This is a genomic window from Amycolatopsis dongchuanensis, assembly GCF_039542405.1.
GTDB classification, from domain to species: Bacteria; Actinomycetota; Actinomycetes; order Mycobacteriales; family Pseudonocardiaceae; genus Amycolatopsis_E; species Amycolatopsis_E sacchari.
In genome coordinates this window covers 45,446-61,020 of the sequence record NZ_BAABIB010000090.1, presented here as the reverse complement: position 1 = coordinate 61,020, position 15,575 = coordinate 45,446, and the positions used below count along the sequence as shown (strand labels likewise).

Genomic DNA, 15,575 nt, shown 5'->3' with positions numbered 1-15,575 from the left:
AGGTGTGCGCTTCCGTGCGCGGTCGCGGGGAATGTGCTTGACATGTGTCCTGTGTCACTCTAGCTTGCCTGGTAATCGATTTCCCGGGCGACGGCGGAGGTGCGCGTGGACCACGACGGCGCTCCGCTGGCCCAGCTGACGGGGATCAGCAAGTCCTTCGGCGGCACCCAGGCCGTCCGCGGGGTCGACTTCACCCTCCACGCCGGCGAGGTGCACGCGCTGCTGGGCGAGAACGGCGCCGGGAAGTCGACGCTGATGAAGGTGCTGTCCGGCGAGCTCACCCCGGACCACGGCGAGATCAGGATCGACGGCAGGTCCGTCCGCCTCACCGGACCCGCCGACGCGCAGCACGCCGGCATCGCGATGATCCACCAGGAACTCGACCTCGTGCCCGCGTTGTCCGTGGCGGAGAACGTGTTCCTCGGCCGCGAGCCCCGCACCCGGCTCGGCGCCGTCGACCGGCGGCGGATGGTGCGCGACACCGCCGCGCTGCTGGAGCGGGCGGGCGTCGGCTTCGGCCCGCGGCGGCCCGTGGAGCAGCTGCGCACCGGCGAGCAGCAGCTCGTCGTCATCGCGAAGGCGCTCTCGCTCGACGCCCGCATCCTCGTCATGGACGAGCCGACGTCCGCGCTGTCCGCGCCCGAGGTGGAGCGCCTGCTGGAGGTGATCGCTGAACTGCGGCGCGCGGGCGCCGGGATCGTCTACATCTCGCACCGGATGGAGGAGATCGGCCGCGTCGCCGACCGCGCGACCGTCCTGCGCAACGGGCGGGTGGTGGCGGGGTTCGACGCGCGGTCGATGACGGCGGCACAGGCGTCCGAAGCGATGGTCGGGCGCCCGGTGCACCTCGTGTTCCGCACCACCGGGAACGCCGCGGCGGGGGAGGAGCTGCTGCGGGTCGAGGGTCTGGCGGTGCGGACGCGGCGGCCCCGGCCGGGGCGCAGGGACCCGGCCGGGGTCGACCTGCGGGTCGGGAAGGGGGAGATCGTCGGGCTCGCCGGGCTGCTCGGCTCGGGGCGCACGGAGCTGCTGGAGACGCTGTACGGCGCCGGCACCAAGGGGACCTGGCAGGGGAAGGTCCTGTTGGCGGGCGAGGAGGTCCGGCCGCGCAGCCCGCGGCACGCGCTCCGGCTCGGGCTGGCGTTCGTGCCGGAGGACCGGCGGATCTCCGGGCTCGCGCTGGAGCACTCGGTGCTCGCCAACACGGTGCTGTCCGTTGTGGACAGGATCGCGCGGCTGGGCTGGGTGCCGCGCAGGCGCGAGCAGCAGGTGGCACGGGCTTCCGTGGAACGACTGGGGGTGAAGCTCGCGTCCCTGCGCGCCCCGGCGGGCGCGTTGTCCGGCGGTAACCAGCAGAAGGTGGTGCTCGGGCGCGGGCTGCTCACCGAGCCCCGCCTGCTGCTGCTCGACGAGCCGACGCGAGGGGTGGACGTCGGTGCCAAGGCCGAGATCTACCGGCTGCTCGGCGAGGTCGCGGAGCGCGGGGTGGGCGTGCTGCTCGCCTCGTCCGAGCCCGCGGAGCTGATCGGCGTCTGCCACCGGGTCGTCGTGCTGCAGGGCGGGCGCACGGTGCGGGAGCTGGACACCGGGCACACCTCCGAGGCGGACCTGCTCGCCGCCGCGATGGGGCAGGGGCAGCTGGAGGACCTGGTGGGAGGCAGGCGATGACGGCGGAACTGACGGAGGTCCCCGCGCGGCGGCACGACGTGCTGGCGGCGGTGTTCCGGTTCCAGAGCCTGTTCGGGCTGGTGGTGGTGTTCCTCGCGGCGGTCGTGTACTCGCCGAGCAAGAACGGGCAGCTGCTGTTCCTGGACTCCGGCAACCTGTTCAACGTCGTGCGCTCGATCTCCGAGATCGGCATCCTCGCGGTCGGGATGACGCTGGTGATCCTCATCGGCGGCATCGACCTGTCGGTCGGCTCGGTGCTCGGCCTGGCCAGCGTCGGCTCGGCGGTGCTGCTCGTCGACAACGGCCTCGGCGTCGTACCGGTGGTGCTCGCCGTGCTGGCGATCGGGCTCGGTTTCGGTCTGCTGCAAGGGTTCGCGGTCTCGCAGTTCAAGATCCAGGCCTTCATCGTGACGCTCGCGGGGATGCAGATCGCCCGCGGCCTGGCCCGGATCTGGTCGGGCGGGCAGGGCGTCACGATCACCTACGGCGACGCGCCGGGGCAGGCGCCGGTGGCGTTCTCGCTGCTCGGCGAGCGCACGTTCGACGGCGTGGTGCCGATCCCCGCGCTGATCTTCGTCGGGGTCGCCGCGCTCGCGGTGGTGCTGCTGCGGGTCAGCGCGTTCTCCCGGCACGTCTACGCGATCGGCGGCAACGAGAAGGCCGCGCGGCTGTCCGGGGTGCCGGTCCGCCGGGTGAAGGTCGTGGTGTTCGGGATCTGCGGCCTGCTCGCGGCGCTCGCGGGCATCGTGCACGCGGGGCAGCTCAACTTCGGCGGGCCGAACGACGGCGCGATGTACGAACTGGACGCCATCGCCGCGGTGGTGATCGGCGGGACCAGCCTGTCCGGCGGCCGCGGCTCCGTCGTCGGCACCGTGGCCGGGGCGCTGCTGGTCGGGGTGCTGCGCAACATCCTCGCGCTCAACAACGTGGACTCCAACGTCCAGCTGCTGGTCATCGGGCTGGTGATCGTCCTCGCGGCGGGCCTGCAGCGGCTGCGGCCCGCCTCGGTGTCCTGAACAGACTACAAAAAGGGGTTGGTATGACAAGGAAGTCAGCCCTCGTCCTCGGCGCGTGCGTCGTGCTGGCGGCCTGCGGGACGACGCACGAGAACACCGGGGCGGGCGGGCCGTCCGCCCCGGGGAAGTGCGGGGGCCCGTCCGGCAGCTACACGATCGGCATGAGCCAGGCCAACGTCGCCGAGCCCTACCGGCAGCGGATGGACGACGACATCCGCGCCGCCGCGGCGCAGGTGCCGCAGTTCAAGGTCAACTTCGCCGACGCCGCGCAGGACAACTCCAAACAGGTCGAGCAGGTCGACAACTTCGTGACGCAGCAGGTGGACCTGCTCATCATCAGCCCGAACGAGGCGACCCCGCTGACCGCGCCCGTCAAACGCGCCTACGACAAGGGGATCCCGGTGCTGGTCCTCGACCGCAAGGTCGACGGCGACGCGTACACCGAGTTCATCGGCGCGGACAACGTGGACATCGGCAGGCAGGCCGGGCAGTACTTCGCGAAGGTGCTGCTGCCGAACGGCGGCAAGATCGCCGAGATCCGCGGGCTCGCCGGTTCGACCCCGGCGAAGGAGCGCGGCGACGGGTTCGCGCAGGGCATCGAGGGCAGCGGCATCCAGATCGTCGCCACGCAGGACGGCGACTGGCTGCGCGACAAGGGGCAGCAGCAGGCCGACGCGATCCTCAAGGCGCACCCCGAGGTGCAGGCGATCTACTCGCAGAACGACCCGATGGCCGAGGGCGCGCGGATCGCGGCGCAGAACGCCGGCCGCGCGGACCTGCCGATCACCGGGATCGACGGGCTGCCCATCGAATCCGGCGGCATCAAGGCCGTCGAGGCGGGCAGGCTGTCCGCCACCTTCCTCTACCCCACCGGCGGCAAGGAGGCGATCGACGCTGCCAAGCGCATCCTGCTGGACTGCCAGCCGGTGCCCAAGACGCAGACGCTGGGCACGCAGCTGGTCACCAGGGACAACGCGGCCCAGGTCTACGCGAGGCTCAACGCCGGGGGGTGACGCGCCGGGTGCTGCCGCGCTCGATGAGCCGGGCCTCGAGCACGGTCGAGGAGGGCGGCAGCGAGGGATCGGCGATCCGCGCGAGCAGCAACCGCGCGGCGGCGGTGCCGATGTCGTAGGCGGGCTGGGCGACGACGGTCAGCGGCGGGTCCACGAGCGTGGCCCACGGGACGTCGTCGAACGCGACCACGCCGACGTCGCGGCCGGGGCGCAGGCCGGCCTCGCCCAGCACCTCCAGCACGCCGATCGCCATCGCGCTGTTCGCCACGAGCAGCGCGTCGGGCGACTCGGCGAGCAGGGCTTCGGTGGCCTGCCTGCCGCCCGAGGCGCGGTACTCGCCCCGGCGTTCGAGGTAGCGGTCGCGGCCCGCGGCTTCGAGCGCGTCGCGGTAGCCAGCGAGGCGGTCGTCGGCCGTGCGCACGCCGGCGGGGCCGGTGACGCAGCCGATGCGCGTGTACCCGGCGCCGAGCAGGTGCTCGGTGGCCTGCCGCGCGGCGCGCCGCGAGTCCACGAGCACCTGGTCGCATTCGGTCAGCGGGCGGTCGACGGCGACGACGGGGGTGCCGCGTTGCCGGAGCCGTTCGACGCTGGAGGACGCGTCGGCGGGGGAGAGCACGACGCCCGCGACCCGTTCCTGCAACGCGACGTCGATGTACCGCAGCTCCTTTTCGGCGTTCTCGTCGGAGTTGCACAGCACCACGGAGTACCCGGCGGTCTGCGCCACGTCCTCGACCCCGCGCGCGATCGAGGTGAAGAACGGGTTCTCCACGTCGGCGATGATCAGCGCGAGCACCGCCGTCTCCTGGCGGCGCAGGTTCCGCGCCAGTCCGTTGGGGTGGTAGCCCAGCTCGTCGGCCGCCGCGCGGACCCTCGCCACCAGCGCCGGGTCCACTGTGGACTTGCCGTTGAGCGCCCTGGACACCGTCGCCGTGGAGACGCCCGCCCTCCTGGCGACGTCGCTGATGGTCGCCACGGCGACCTCCCTTCCCGGCACCCTTGACAGTGCCGTCCGTCGAAGCATAGCGTCCCGAGTAATCGATTACCCGCACTAGGAGGCATTGTGGCCCGCATCGGCGTCGTCAGTATTTCCGATGGGCGTGACCATGTGCACGCCCGCAACGCGGGGTTCATCCAGTCCAAACAGGACGCGCTCGTCCGGTCGCTGAGCGCAGCGGGGCACGACGTGGTCGCGGGGAGCGAACTGGTCGCCACCAACACCCTCGCCACGTCCGTCGCCCGCGAGGTCGCCGCGGCCGGCGTGGACGTCACCGTGTTCTACTACGCCGTCTGGAGCTTCCCGCACTTCACGATGCTCGCCGCGGACGCCACGCGAAGCCCGCTCGTGCTCGTCGCCAGCACTGATCCGACGGAGCCGGGGCTCGTCGGCATGCTCGCCGCGGGCGGGGCGCTCGACCAGATCGGCCGCGCGCACACGCGGTTGTGGGGCGCACCGGACGACGCGGAGCTGGTCGAGAAGATCGGTGTGCAAGCGCGCGCGGCGAGCGCCGTCGCGTCGTTGCGGGGCTCGACGTTCGGCCGCTTCGGCGGTCGTCCGATGGGCATGAACACCGCCGTCGCCAACACCGACCAGTGGATGCGCCAGTTCGGGATCGACGTCGAGGAGATCGACCAGTACGAACTGGTCCTGCGCGCGGAGCGGGCCGACGCGGGTGAAGCGGCCAAGGCGCGCGAGTGGATCGAGGCGCACGCCGCGGGCGTGCACTACGACGGCAAGAAGCTCACCCCGGAACTGCTGGAGCGGCAGATCCGCTCGTACCTGGCGATCCGCGACATCATCGCCGAGCGGAAGCTGGACTTCTCCGGCATCAAGGGCCAGCCCGAGCTGACCGAGCACTTCGCCACGATGGACGTCACCGAGGCGTTCCTCAACGACCCGTACGACTGGAACGGTCCGAAGGACGTCCACGTCACCGCCACCGAGGCGGACATGGACGGCGCGCTGACCATGCAGCTGTTCCACCGGATCACCGGCACCCCGGTGTTGTTCGCCGACGTCCGGCACTACCACGCCGACCGCGACATCTGGGACCTGTGCAACTCCGGCCAGCACGCCACCTGGTACGCCGCCCGCAGCGACGACCCGGCGGAGAACCTGGCGAAGGTGCACTTCTACCCCGAGGTGTTCTTCTTCCCCGCGGGCGGGGCGTCCGTCCAGCACATCGCCGCGTCGGGGCGGATGACGCTGGGCCGGCTGACCCGCGAGGCGGGGGAGTACCGGCTGCAGCTCATGCTCGGCGAGTTCGAAAGCTACGACGACGCCACGAACACCGAGCTGATGCGGCAGTCCACACCGGAGTGGCCGCACGCGTTCGCGCGGCTCGACGTGGCAGGGGAGCGGTTCCTGTCGGAGTTCGGGGCCAACCACATCCACGCCGTGCCCGGCGACGTCCGCGCCGAACTGCGCGCCGCCGCGGCAATGCTGGGCGTCCGGGTCGACGAGTGGTCCCGTGGCTGAGCGCGGCCTGCTGCTCGGGATCGACATCGGCACGTCGAGTTCGAAGGGGGTTCTGGTCACGTCGCGCGGCGAGATCCTCGCCCGCGCTTCGCGCTCGCACGAGACGTCGTACCCGCACCCGGGCTGGGTGGAGCACGACGCGGAAACCGTGTGGTGGCAGGACTTCCTGGCCCTGTGCCGGGAGCTGGTGACGGCTGCGGACGGCAGGCCGCTGGCGGGCCTGGCCGTCAGCGGCATCGGTCCGGTGCTGCTGCCCGCCGACGCCGGCGGACGGCCGCTGCGGCCCGCGATCCTGTACGGCGTGGACACCCGCGCGCACCGGGAAATCGAGGAGCTGACCGAGGAGTTCGGCGCCGAGGCGATCCTGGAGCGGGCGGGCACGGCGTTGTCGTCGCAGGCGGTCGGGCCGAAGTGGCGATGGCTGGCGCGGCACGAACCCGAGGTGTTCGAGCGCGCGCGGCTGTTCCTGATGGCCAGCTCGTACCTCGTGCACCGGCTGACCGGTGAGTACGTGCTGGACCACCACTCGGCGAGCCAGTGCGACCCGATGTACGACCTGCGCGCGGGGGAGTGGGCCACGGACTGGGCCGAGCGCGTCGCACCCGGCATCGAGCTGCCGCGGCTGGTGTGGCCCACCGAGGTGGCGGGCACGATCACCGCCGCCGCGGCCGCGGACACCGGTCTGCCGCAAGGACTTCCGGTCACCGGCGGCACGGTCGACGCCTGGGCGGAGGCGGCCAGCGTCGGCGTGTCCGATCCCGGCGACACGATGGTCATGTACGGCACGACGATGTTCCTCGTCCAGGTGCTCGCCGACCCGAGGCCGCACACCGGGCTGTGGACGACGTGCGGGGCGTTCCCCGGCACGTACTCGCTCGCGGCGGGCATGGCGACGTCCGGCGCGATCACCGACTGGCTGCGGAAGCTCGTCGGCGGCGACTTCGCGGAACTGGTGCGGCAGGCGGCAGCCGTGCCCGCGGGCAGCCGTGGGTTGTTGCTGCTGCCGTACTTCGCGGGCGAGCGCACCCCGCTGTTCGACCCGGACGCCCGGGGCGTGATCGCCGGGCTGACGACCGGGCACGGGCTGGGCGAGCTGTACCGCGCGGCGCTGGAGGGCATCGCGTACGGGGTGCGGCACAACCTCGAAGCGATGCAGGCCTCCGGCGGCGAGGCGCGGCGTCTCGTCGCGGTCGGCGGGGGCACCCAGGGCGGGCTGTGGACGCAGATCGTGAGCGACGTGACGGGCAGCGAGCAGCAGGTGCCCGTCGAGACGATCGGCGCGGCGTACGGCGACGCCCTGCTGGCCGCCGTCGCGACCGGCGCCGAGCCCGGCTCCTGGAACCCGGTCGCCACGACGGTGCGGCCGGATTCCGCGCGTGCCGCCGTGTACGAGGAGTTCTACGCCCACTACCGGGCGCTCTACCCGGCCACGAGGGACACCGCGCACTTCCTCGCCGCCCAGCAGCAGGCCGCCGACCGCGCCGGGGCATCATGAAGGGCTCTTGATCCCCGACGCGGAGGAGGTGGTCGCGGTGTCGTTCGGCGAGCCGATGGGCCAGGGCTGGACGCAGATCTGGGAACTGCTGCTCGCGCTGCTGCTGTGCTCGCTGATCGGGCTCGAGCGCGAGCTCAAGCAGAAGAGCGCGGGGCTGCGGACGCACACGCTCGTCGGCGTCGGCGCGGCGCTGTTCCTGCTGGTCAGCAAGTACGGTTTCACCGACGTGCTGGCGGAGGGCCGGATCGTGCTGGACCCGTCACGGGTCGCGGCGCAGATCGTGTCCGGGATCGGGTTCATCGGCGGCGGGCTGATCTTCGTCCGCCGGGACGTCGTGCGCGGTCTCACCACCGCGGCCGTGGTGTGGATGAGCGTCGCGGTGGGCTGTGCGTGTGCGGCGGGGCTGCCGGTGCTCGCGATCGTGGTGACCGCGGCGCACTTCCTCGTCGTGTACGGCTACCCGCCGCTGATCCGGCTCGCGACGCGCCGCAGGCCCGCGACGTCCGTGGTGCGCGTCACCTACCGTGACGGCGAAGGGGTGCTGCGGAAGGTCCTGGAGCTGGCCACACGATCGGGTTACGCGGTGGAACACGCCGTGACCGAGCAGCGGAGCCTGGAACGCGAGGAGGAGGACGAGCACGGCCGCACGATGGTGCAGGCCCGCCACCTCATCGACCTGCGGATGCGCCTGGTCGGGCCGCGGAACGTGAACGAGCTGCTGGCCGTGCTGGCCGACCAGCCGGGCGTCGTCGGCGTGGAGACCGGCGATATCGATGATCGAAGTGAGTAATCAGCTCCCTACCCCGTCCGAGTGAAAGAAGTTGGCACGGCGTCAGCACGGTAACGATTCGTGCTCTTCTCCCGAGTAGTAGTTGACGCGCTCGGCGGAAGCGCGATGAGTCGGAAGAAGACCTGCCATGGGTGTAGTCCCCGCGGTAGGCCCCGCGCCAAGGCGGAGGCTCCGGTCCGGAACGGTCGTGCTGCTGGCCGGGCTCGGTGCGGTGCTGGCGATCGGGGTGGTTTCGGTGCTGGTCGCCGTGCAGCGCGCGGACGGCCCGGCACCGGCGACGCTGAACGGCGTCAACGTCCCGGCCGCGCCGCCGCCCCCCGTCGTGACGCACGTGATCACCTACGAGCTGTCCGGGACGGGCACGGCCCGCAACGTCACCTACGTGGGCAAGGGCGCGGCCATCGAGCAGGTCGCGCAGGCGGGGGCGCCGTGGAGCGTCACCGTCGAGGGCAGCGCCGCGCGGTACGTCAGCCTGACCGCCCAGCACGCCGGCGAGGGCACCCTGACGTGCCACATCCTGGTCGACGGGGTGGCGGTCAGCTCGTCGACCGTGAGCACCCCGGAGGCCATGCTCCGCTGCTCGAAATCCCTGGACTGAGAGGGCGGCGGCGCGGGCGGCGGCCCTGATCTGATCGGCGTGGCTTCGGGGGGCGGAACGCCGGACACCGCTCGACGGCTCACCCGCCGCACCCCGCTCACTGCGGCAGTCGGCGGCTTCCACCGCCCGCAGGGGCCCCGGCCTCCCGAGGCCACCAGCCTCGCCACTCATCCCGGCGCTCGGCGGGTTCCCGCCGCCCCGCGATCGCCGGCCCGCCGCTCGTCTCGGCGGTCGGCGCCTCGCCGCCTTCCCGCCGACGGCGCCTCGGCCGTTCCGTCGTGATGGTCTGGCGGCTTTCCGCCTCCTGCGGGAGTGTCGCCTTCCGCGGCCACCGGCGCTCGGCTTCCGCCGCCCGCTGGCGGCCTTGCCACCTGCGGCCTCCTGCGCCGTTCCGCTGCGGCCCCGCCTGCGCCGTCCGCCGTCGTAATCGGCGCCTTCCGGTTGCTCGCTGGCGGCCCCACCGCCGCCGCTGGTCTCGGCGCTCGGCGGCTGCCCACCGCTCGCTGGCGGCCTCGTCACTTGCGGCGCCCACCTGCGCCACCAACCCCGCCGCTCATCCTGGCGCTCGGCGGCTTCCCGCCACCGTGGGCCCCGCCGCCGCGGCAGCCTCGCCCACCTGCGGCCCCCGCCTGCACCGTCCGCCTCCGCGGTCGGCGCCTTCCGCCCGGCCGCTCGCTGGCGGCCCCACCGCCGCCGCTGGTCTCGGCGCTCGGCGGCTGCCCACCGCCTGCGGCCATCACCTGCGCCGTCGGCCGCCGTAGTCGGCGCCTTCCGCCCGGCCGCTCGCTGGCGGCCCCACCGCCGCCGCTGGTCTCGGCGCTCGGCAGCTACCCGCCGCCGCGGGCAGCCTCGCCACCTGCGGCCCCCACCCCCCGGCGCCTTCCCGCCACCACCCCCGCCGCTCCAACCCCCCAGACCGGAGTCCATGGCACGATCACCCCCGTGACGGGTGGGATGATCGTCCTCGGCCCGCTGTTCGCCGTTGTGCTGGTGGCGCTCACCGCGCTGGGCGCGGTCGTGCTGTGGCTGGGCGAGCTGGGGCCCGCGCGGGCCGTGGTCACCGCCGCGGTGCGGGCCGTCGTGCAGCTGGCCGCGGTGTCCCTGGTGATCACCGCCATCCTGCGGGCCGGGTGGCTCACCGCCTTGTTCGTGCTGTTGATGTTCGCCGTCGCCGCGGTCACCTCCGCCCGCCGCATCGGCGTGCCGCGTGCCGTGCCCGCCGTCGCCGCGGCGATCGGCGCCGGGGTGCTGCCCGTGCTGGCGCTCGTGCTGGTCACCGGCGTCGTGCCGTGGCGGACGATCGCGGTCGTGCCGATCGCGGGCATCGTGATCGGCGGCGCGATGTCGGCGACCTCGCAGGCCGCCCGCCGCGCCCTCGACGAGCTGAAGACGCGGCACGGCGAGTACGAGGCGGCGCTGGCCCTCGGCTTCCTGCCACGGGCCGCCGCGCTGGAGATCTGCCGCCCGTCCGCGGGGCAGGCCCTGATCCCCGCGCTGGACCAGACCCGCACAGTCGGCCTGGTGACGTTGCCGGGCGCGTACGTCGGCGTGCTGCTGGGGGGCGCCAGCCCGCTGCAGGCCGGGGTCACGCAGGTGCTCGTGCTCGTCGGCCTGCTCGCGGCCGAGGCGGTCGCGGTGCTGGTGGCGGTGCAGCTCGTGGCGGCGGGATCGATCGCGCGGTCCTAGGTTGGGGGCATGACACTCGCCGATCTCGTGATCGATGGTTTCGACCGCGTCCAGCAGGTGGTGCACGGCGCCGTCAAGGGACTGACCGACGACCAGCTGGCCACCCCGCCCGCGGAGGGCGCCAACACGATCGCCTGGCTCGTCTGGCACCTGACCCGCGTGCAGGACGACCACCTCGCCGACCTGGAGGACGCCGACCAGGTGTGGACCGCCCAGGGCTGGCACGAGCGCTTCGGCCTGCCGTTCAGCCCCGGCGCCACCGGCTACGGCCAGAGCGCGGAGGACGTCGCCGCGGTGCGGGCGTCCGCGGACCTGCTGACCGGCTACCACGACGCCGTGCACGACCAGACCGTGGCGTGGCTCGCCGGGCTGGAGGAGTCCCAGCTGGACCGCATCGTCGACGAGAACTGGGACCCGCCGGTGAGCCTAGGGGTGCGGCTGGTCAGCGTCCTGTCCGACGACCTCCAGCACGCCGGCCAGGCCGCTTACGTCAGGGGAATCCTGCTGCGGCGATGAGTTTCCCGCGCCGCCGCGGTCTGCACTGGCATGGGTGACTACGCGACCGTCAACGGGCAACAGCTGTACTACGAGGTGCACGGGGAGGGCAGGCCCGTCGTGCTGCTGCACGGGGGCCTGCTCACCTTCGAGTCCTCCTTCGGCCCGCTCCTGCCCCGCCTCACGAAGAGCCGGCAGGTCATCGGCGTCGAGCTACAAGGCCACGGGCACACGCCGGACACCGACCGGCCGCCGTCCCTGCCCGCCTTCGCCGACGACGTCGCCGGGCTGCTCGACCACCTCGGCCTGGCGCGGGCGGACCTGTTCGGGTTCAGCCTCGGCGGACTCGTCGCCCTGCAGCTGGCGGTGTCCCGGCCGGAACGCGTGGACCGGCTGGTGCTCGCGTCGGCGCACTACCGGCCCGACGGCTACCACGACGAGATCCGTGACCCGGCGTTGCAGGCGAACTCCACCCGCATGCCGACAGCGGACGACTTCCGGGACATGGTGACGGCCTACCAGCAGGTCGCGCCCGACCCGTCGCGGTTCGACGCGGTCGCCGCGAAGACGTCCGCGCTGGTGGGGGCCTTCACCGGTTGGTCGCCCGAACAACTGCGGGGACTGCGGGCACCCACGTTGCTCGTCTTCGGTGACCACGACTTCGTGCGCCTCGAGCACGCCACCGAGATGGCGGGCCTCATCCCGGACGCGCACTTGGCGATCCTGCCCCACACGACGCACACGCAGGTCCTCCGGCAGACCGACCTCGTCACGCCGATGGTGGAGTCCTTCCTGGACTGAGCCGAACGGGGGAGGCGCGGCCGAGCGGGTGAGTTCCCCTGCTCGGCCGCCGATTTCCCGGTGCCGCGCAACGGGAAACGCGGGCCGTTCCGGCGAGGACCGGCACCCAGGGTGGTGCCACCCGTCAACCGGACAGGGGGGCCGTCCCGCCGGAATGGCCGTCGCCGCGCGAGGGGCCGGGCTGGAACGGTCGGACGCATGCAGGCTTTCGCGTTGCCCGACTTCTACCTGCCGTACCCGGCCCGCCTCAACCCGCACCTCGAGCGCACCCGCGCCCACAGCGAGGAATGGGCGCGGCAGATGGGGATGCTCGACGCGCCGACCCCCGGCGGCGGGCTCGTCTGGGACGCCGACCGGCTGGCCAAAATGGACTACGCGCTGATGTGCGCGTACACCCACCCGGACTGCGACGGGCCGACCCTCGACCTCGTCACCGACTGGTACGTGTGGGTGTTCTTCTTCGACGACCACTTCCTCGAGGAGTTCAAGTACTCCCGCGACCTGGGCCGCGCCAAGGCGTACCTGGACCGCCTCGAACTGTTCATGACCGACGACCCGCCCGAGGTCACCAACCCGGCGGAGGCGGGGCTGGGCGACCTGTGGCGCCGCACCGTGCCCGCGATGTCCGAGGGCTGGCGCCGGCGGTTCGTCACCAGCACCCACAACCTGATGGTCGAATCGATGTGGGAACTGGACAACATCGACCGCGGCCGCATCGCCAACCCCATCGAGTACATCCAGATGCGGCGGAAGGTCGGCGGTGCCCCGTGGTCGGCGAACCTCGTCGAGTACGCCGTGGGCGCGGAGGTGCCCGACGAGCTGGCGGGCACCCGGCAGATCCAGGTGCTGACCGACACCTTCGCCGACGCGGTGCACCTGCGCAACGACCTGTTCTCCTACCAGCGCGAGGTGCGGGAGGAGGGCGAGAACTCCAACGCCGTGCTGGTGTTCGAGCGGTTCCTCGACATCCCGACGCAGGAGGCGGCCGACCTCGTCAACGACCTGCTCACCTCGCGCCTGCAGCAGTTCGAGAACACCGCGCTCACCGAGGTGCCCGCGCTGCTCGCCGACCGCGCCGTGCCGCCGCACGAGCAGGCCGGGGTCGCGGCCTACGTGAAGGGGCTGCAGGACTGGCAGGCCGGCGGGCACGAGTGGCACGCGCGGTCGAGCCGGTACATGAACGAGGGCGCGGCGGCGGATTCGGCGCTCGGCGGTCCGACCGGGCTGGGCACGTCGTCGGGGCGGCTGTCGTTCCTGCCGGGCATCCGGGGCAAGGCGCGGCAGCACGGGCACGTGCCGTTCCAGCCGGTCGGGCCGCTGGAGGTGCCCGAGCTGTACATGCCTTACCCGGTCCGGATGAGCCCGCACCTCGACGCGGCGCGTGAGTACTCGGTGGGGTGGGCGCGGGAGATGGGGATGCTTTCGGAGGGGGTGTGGACGGAGCGCCGGTTCCGGGGGCTGGACCTGGCCCACTGCGCGTCGATGATCCACTCCGACGCGACGCCGGAGCAGTTGTACCTGTCGACGGACTGGCTGTCGTGGGGCACCTACGGCGACGACTACTACCCGGCCGTGTTCGGCGCGACGCGCAACCTCGCGGCCGCGAAGCACCTCACCGATCGACTGCCGTTGTTCATGCCGCTCGACGCGGGGGAGACGCCTCCGCCGGCGAACCCGATCGAGCGCGGCCTCGCGGACCTGTGGCGGCGCACGGCGGGACCGATGTCTGAGACGCATCGTGCGACGTTCCGGCGGTCTGTCGAGGACATGACGGAGAGCTGGCTGTGGGAGCTGTGGAACCAGGCGCAGCACCGGATCCCCGATCCCGTGGACTACGTGGAGATGCGGCGCCGCACGTTCGGTTCGGACATGACGATGAGCCTGGCGCGCCTCGCGCACGCGGACGTCGTGCCGCCGGAGCTGTACCGCAACCGCGTGCTGCACGAGCTGGACACGGCGGCGCAGGACTACGCGTGTTTCACCAACGACCTGTTCTCGTACCAGAAGGAGGTCGAGTACGAGGGCGAAGTGCACAACCTGGTGCTGGTGGTGGAGAACTTCCTCGGCACGTCACGGGACGAGGCGGCGCAGCTGGTGGCCCGCCTGATGGGGGCGCGGCTGGAGCAGTTCGAGCACATCGTGGCGAACGACCTGCCGGGCCTGTTCGAGGACCTCGCGCTCCCCGCCGAAACGCGCGAGGCGTTGCTGGGGCATGCGGAGCACCTGAAGTACTGGATGTCGGGAATCCTTGAGTGGCACCGGAAATGCGTGCGGTACACGGAAGCGGAGTTGCGCAGAAACCGCTTTCCCGCGGCGGAGGCGCTGGGCGTGGGCTGATCAGCGCGCGTGCCGTCGCACCCAGGCGGGGGTGCAGCAGTACTCGCAGGGCACCAGCTCGCCGGGACTGACCTCCGCCCACGCGATCGGCACCGGCTCGTGGATGTTCATGCCCTGGCGGGCGGCGCGGCGCTGTCCTTTGTGGAGCCAGAGGCAGTGCGGATCGTTGTGGTACGCGTACCCCTCGACGCGGTACCCGCGCGGTAACACCCCCGGCGGCAGGGGTTTGCAGAGCGCGCACCAGGACACGGGCATCTGGTGGACGCACTCGTCCTCGTCGGGGGGTGGCTTGGGGGCCGGAGGTGTGGGGTGCGGGTTGGTGGGCGCGAGGGCAGCGGCGCCCGGCTGCGTGGCGGGTGGCAGGGGCTTGCCCTGCTGTCGCCCGCTGGCGGTGGGCGCTGCGGAAGCGGGGTGCGCCTGGATGGTGGCCGCCGGGACAGCGGGGTGCGGGTCAGTGGCTGCCGCCGAGGGAGCGCGGCCCGGTTGGCTGGCGGCGCCCGCGGTAGCCGGGCGCGCCCGCCCGCCAGCTGGCGCCGCCGAAGCCGGGCGCGCCTGGCCGGTGTCCCCCGGAGCCCCGGCGTGCACCCACACAGCGGGAGCAGGCCCACCCTGCCGCCGCTCGCCGCCGGAGGCCTGCGCCGTGGACGCCCGCGACCCGGACGCCTGCGGCCCGGGGACCTGCCGCCGAACGGCGAGCGGCAGCACCCCCTCCTCCTCGACGGGCTCCGGCTCCGGAGCCACCGGCGCCGGCGGCAGCTTCGCCGCCTCCTTCGCGCCCCGCACGGCCAGCCGGTCGGCACGCTCGTTGTCCGGGTGCCCCGCGTGGCCCTTGACCCAGTGCCACTCGACCTCGTGCCGGTGCAGCGCCGCGTCCAGGCGCCGCCACAGGTCGGCGTTCTTCACGGGCTGCTTCGCCGACGTCAGCCAGCCGTTGCCCTTCCAGCGCGGCATCCACGACAGCACACCGCTGCGCACGTACGTGCTGTCCGTGTAGAGCCGCACCGCCGACGGCCGCTTCAGGGTCTCCAGCGCCTGGATGGCCGCCATCAGCTCCATCCGGTTGTTGGTCGTCGGCCCCGGATCGGGGCCGTACAGCTCCCGCTCGTGACCGCCGTAGCGCAGCACCACACCCCAGCCGCCCGGCCCGGGGTTCGGGCTGCAGGCGCCGTCGGTGTAGATCTCGACGAAGGCTTCCCCCAC

12 protein-coding genes and 1 pseudogene are annotated in these 15,575 nt (G+C 72.8%); 11 read left to right on the top strand and 2 right to left on the bottom strand.

Annotated elements, in window-relative coordinates; all coding sequences use genetic code 11:
• The first annotated feature begins 105 nt into the window (after positions 1 to 105).
• From ABFX51_RS24360 to ABFX51_RS24350, 3 genes are read left to right on the top strand one after another with little or no spacing between them, the layout of a single operon-like run.
• Positions 106 to 1,668 (top strand): sugar ABC transporter ATP-binding protein, encoded by a 1,563-nt coding sequence (locus ABFX51_RS24360; protein WP_346055039.1) that lies wholly within the window; start codon positions 106 to 108, stop codon positions 1,666 to 1,668.
• Positions 1,665 to 2,684 (top strand): ABC transporter permease, encoded by a 1,020-nt coding sequence (locus tag ABFX51_RS24355; RefSeq protein ID WP_091513161.1) that lies wholly within the window; start codon positions 1,665 to 1,667, stop codon positions 2,682 to 2,684. Before ABFX51_RS24360 ends, ABFX51_RS24355 begins: the two co-directional genes overlap by 4 nt.
• 23 nt (positions 2,685 to 2,707) lie before the next feature.
• Positions 2,708 to 3,697 carry a substrate-binding domain-containing protein gene (locus ABFX51_RS24350; RefSeq protein ID WP_346055038.1) on the top strand — a complete coding sequence of 330 codons (990 nt, stop codon included), beginning with the start codon at positions 2,708 to 2,710 and terminating at the stop codon, positions 3,695 to 3,697.
• Here ABFX51_RS24350 and ABFX51_RS24345 read toward each other — a convergent pair.
• On the bottom strand, positions 3,681 to 4,670 hold the full coding sequence (locus ABFX51_RS24345; RefSeq protein ID WP_346055037.1) for a LacI family DNA-binding transcriptional regulator: 990 nt from the start codon (positions 4,668 to 4,670) through the stop codon (positions 3,681 to 3,683). The two genes, ABFX51_RS24350 and ABFX51_RS24345, sit on opposite strands and share 17 nt — an antisense overlap.
• 87 nt (positions 4,671 to 4,757) lie before the next feature.
• Between ABFX51_RS24345 and ABFX51_RS24340 the strand changes: the two genes are divergently transcribed.
• From ABFX51_RS24340 to ABFX51_RS24305, 8 genes are all read left to right on the top strand, one after another.
• A complete protein-coding gene (locus tag ABFX51_RS24340; RefSeq protein WP_346055036.1) occupies positions 4,758 to 6,173 on the top strand; it encodes an L-fucose/L-arabinose isomerase family protein in 1,416 nt (471 codons plus the stop codon).
• Entirely contained in the window at positions 6,166 to 7,668 is a 1,503-nt protein-coding gene (locus ABFX51_RS24335; protein WP_346055035.1) for an FGGY-family carbohydrate kinase, read from the top strand. The genes ABFX51_RS24340 and ABFX51_RS24335 overlap by 8 nt, the downstream gene beginning before the upstream one ends.
• 55 nt (positions 7,669 to 7,723) lie before the next feature.
• Positions 7,724 to 8,458: an MgtC/SapB family protein gene (locus tag ABFX51_RS24330; protein WP_346055068.1), complete on the top strand. Its 735-nt coding sequence runs from the start codon at positions 7,724 to 7,726 to the stop codon at positions 8,456 to 8,458.
• Between the two features lie 187 nt (positions 8,459 to 8,645).
• Entirely contained in the window at positions 8,646 to 9,056 is a 411-nt protein-coding gene (locus ABFX51_RS24325; RefSeq protein WP_245783276.1) for an MmpS family transport accessory protein, read from the top strand.
• Between the two features lie 954 nt (positions 9,057 to 10,010).
• Entirely contained in the window at positions 10,011 to 10,742 is a 732-nt protein-coding gene (locus tag ABFX51_RS24320) for an ABC transporter permease (protein ID WP_091513175.1), read from the top strand.
• Between the two features lie 9 nt (positions 10,743 to 10,751).
• Complete coding sequence (locus tag ABFX51_RS24315) at positions 10,752 to 11,258, top strand: mycothiol transferase (RefSeq protein ID WP_346055034.1); 507 nt, start codon at positions 10,752 to 10,754, stop codon at positions 11,256 to 11,258.
• A 30-nt stretch (positions 11,259 to 11,288) separates the two neighbouring features.
• Positions 11,289 to 12,038 (top strand): alpha/beta fold hydrolase, encoded by a 750-nt coding sequence (locus ABFX51_RS24310; RefSeq protein WP_346055033.1) that lies wholly within the window; start codon positions 11,289 to 11,291, stop codon positions 12,036 to 12,038.
• Between the two features lie 198 nt (positions 12,039 to 12,236).
• Complete coding sequence (locus ABFX51_RS24305) at positions 12,237 to 14,375, top strand: terpene synthase family protein (protein ID WP_346055032.1); 2,139 nt, start codon at positions 12,237 to 12,239, stop codon at positions 14,373 to 14,375.
• A gap of 759 nt (positions 14,376 to 15,134) precedes the next feature.
• On the opposite strand, the pseudogene rnhA reads toward ABFX51_RS24305, so the two are convergent.
• Positions 15,135 to 15,575: pseudogene (rnhA, locus tag ABFX51_RS24300) on the bottom strand (ribonuclease HI); the annotation flags it as partial.

Coding starts and splice junctions, on each gene's coding strand:
- ABFX51_RS24330 (WP_346055068.1), top strand. CDS start 7,724: ATGGGCCAGGGCTGGACGCAGATCTGGGAACTGCTGCTCGCGCTGCTG.
- ABFX51_RS24310 (WP_346055033.1), top strand. CDS start 11,289: ATGGGTGACTACGCGACCGTCAACGGGCAACAGCTGTACTACGAGGTG.
- ABFX51_RS24305 (WP_346055032.1), top strand. CDS start 12,237: ATGCAGGCTTTCGCGTTGCCCGACTTCTACCTGCCGTACCCGGCCCGC.
- ABFX51_RS24320 (WP_091513175.1), top strand. CDS start 10,011: ATGATCGTCCTCGGCCCGCTGTTCGCCGTTGTGCTGGTGGCGCTCACC.
- ABFX51_RS24350 (WP_346055038.1), top strand. CDS start 2,708: ATGACAAGGAAGTCAGCCCTCGTCCTCGGCGCGTGCGTCGTGCTGGCG.
- ABFX51_RS24355 (WP_091513161.1), top strand. CDS start 1,665: ATGACGGCGGAACTGACGGAGGTCCCCGCGCGGCGGCACGACGTGCTG.
- ABFX51_RS24315 (WP_346055034.1), top strand. CDS start 10,752: ATGACACTCGCCGATCTCGTGATCGATGGTTTCGACCGCGTCCAGCAG.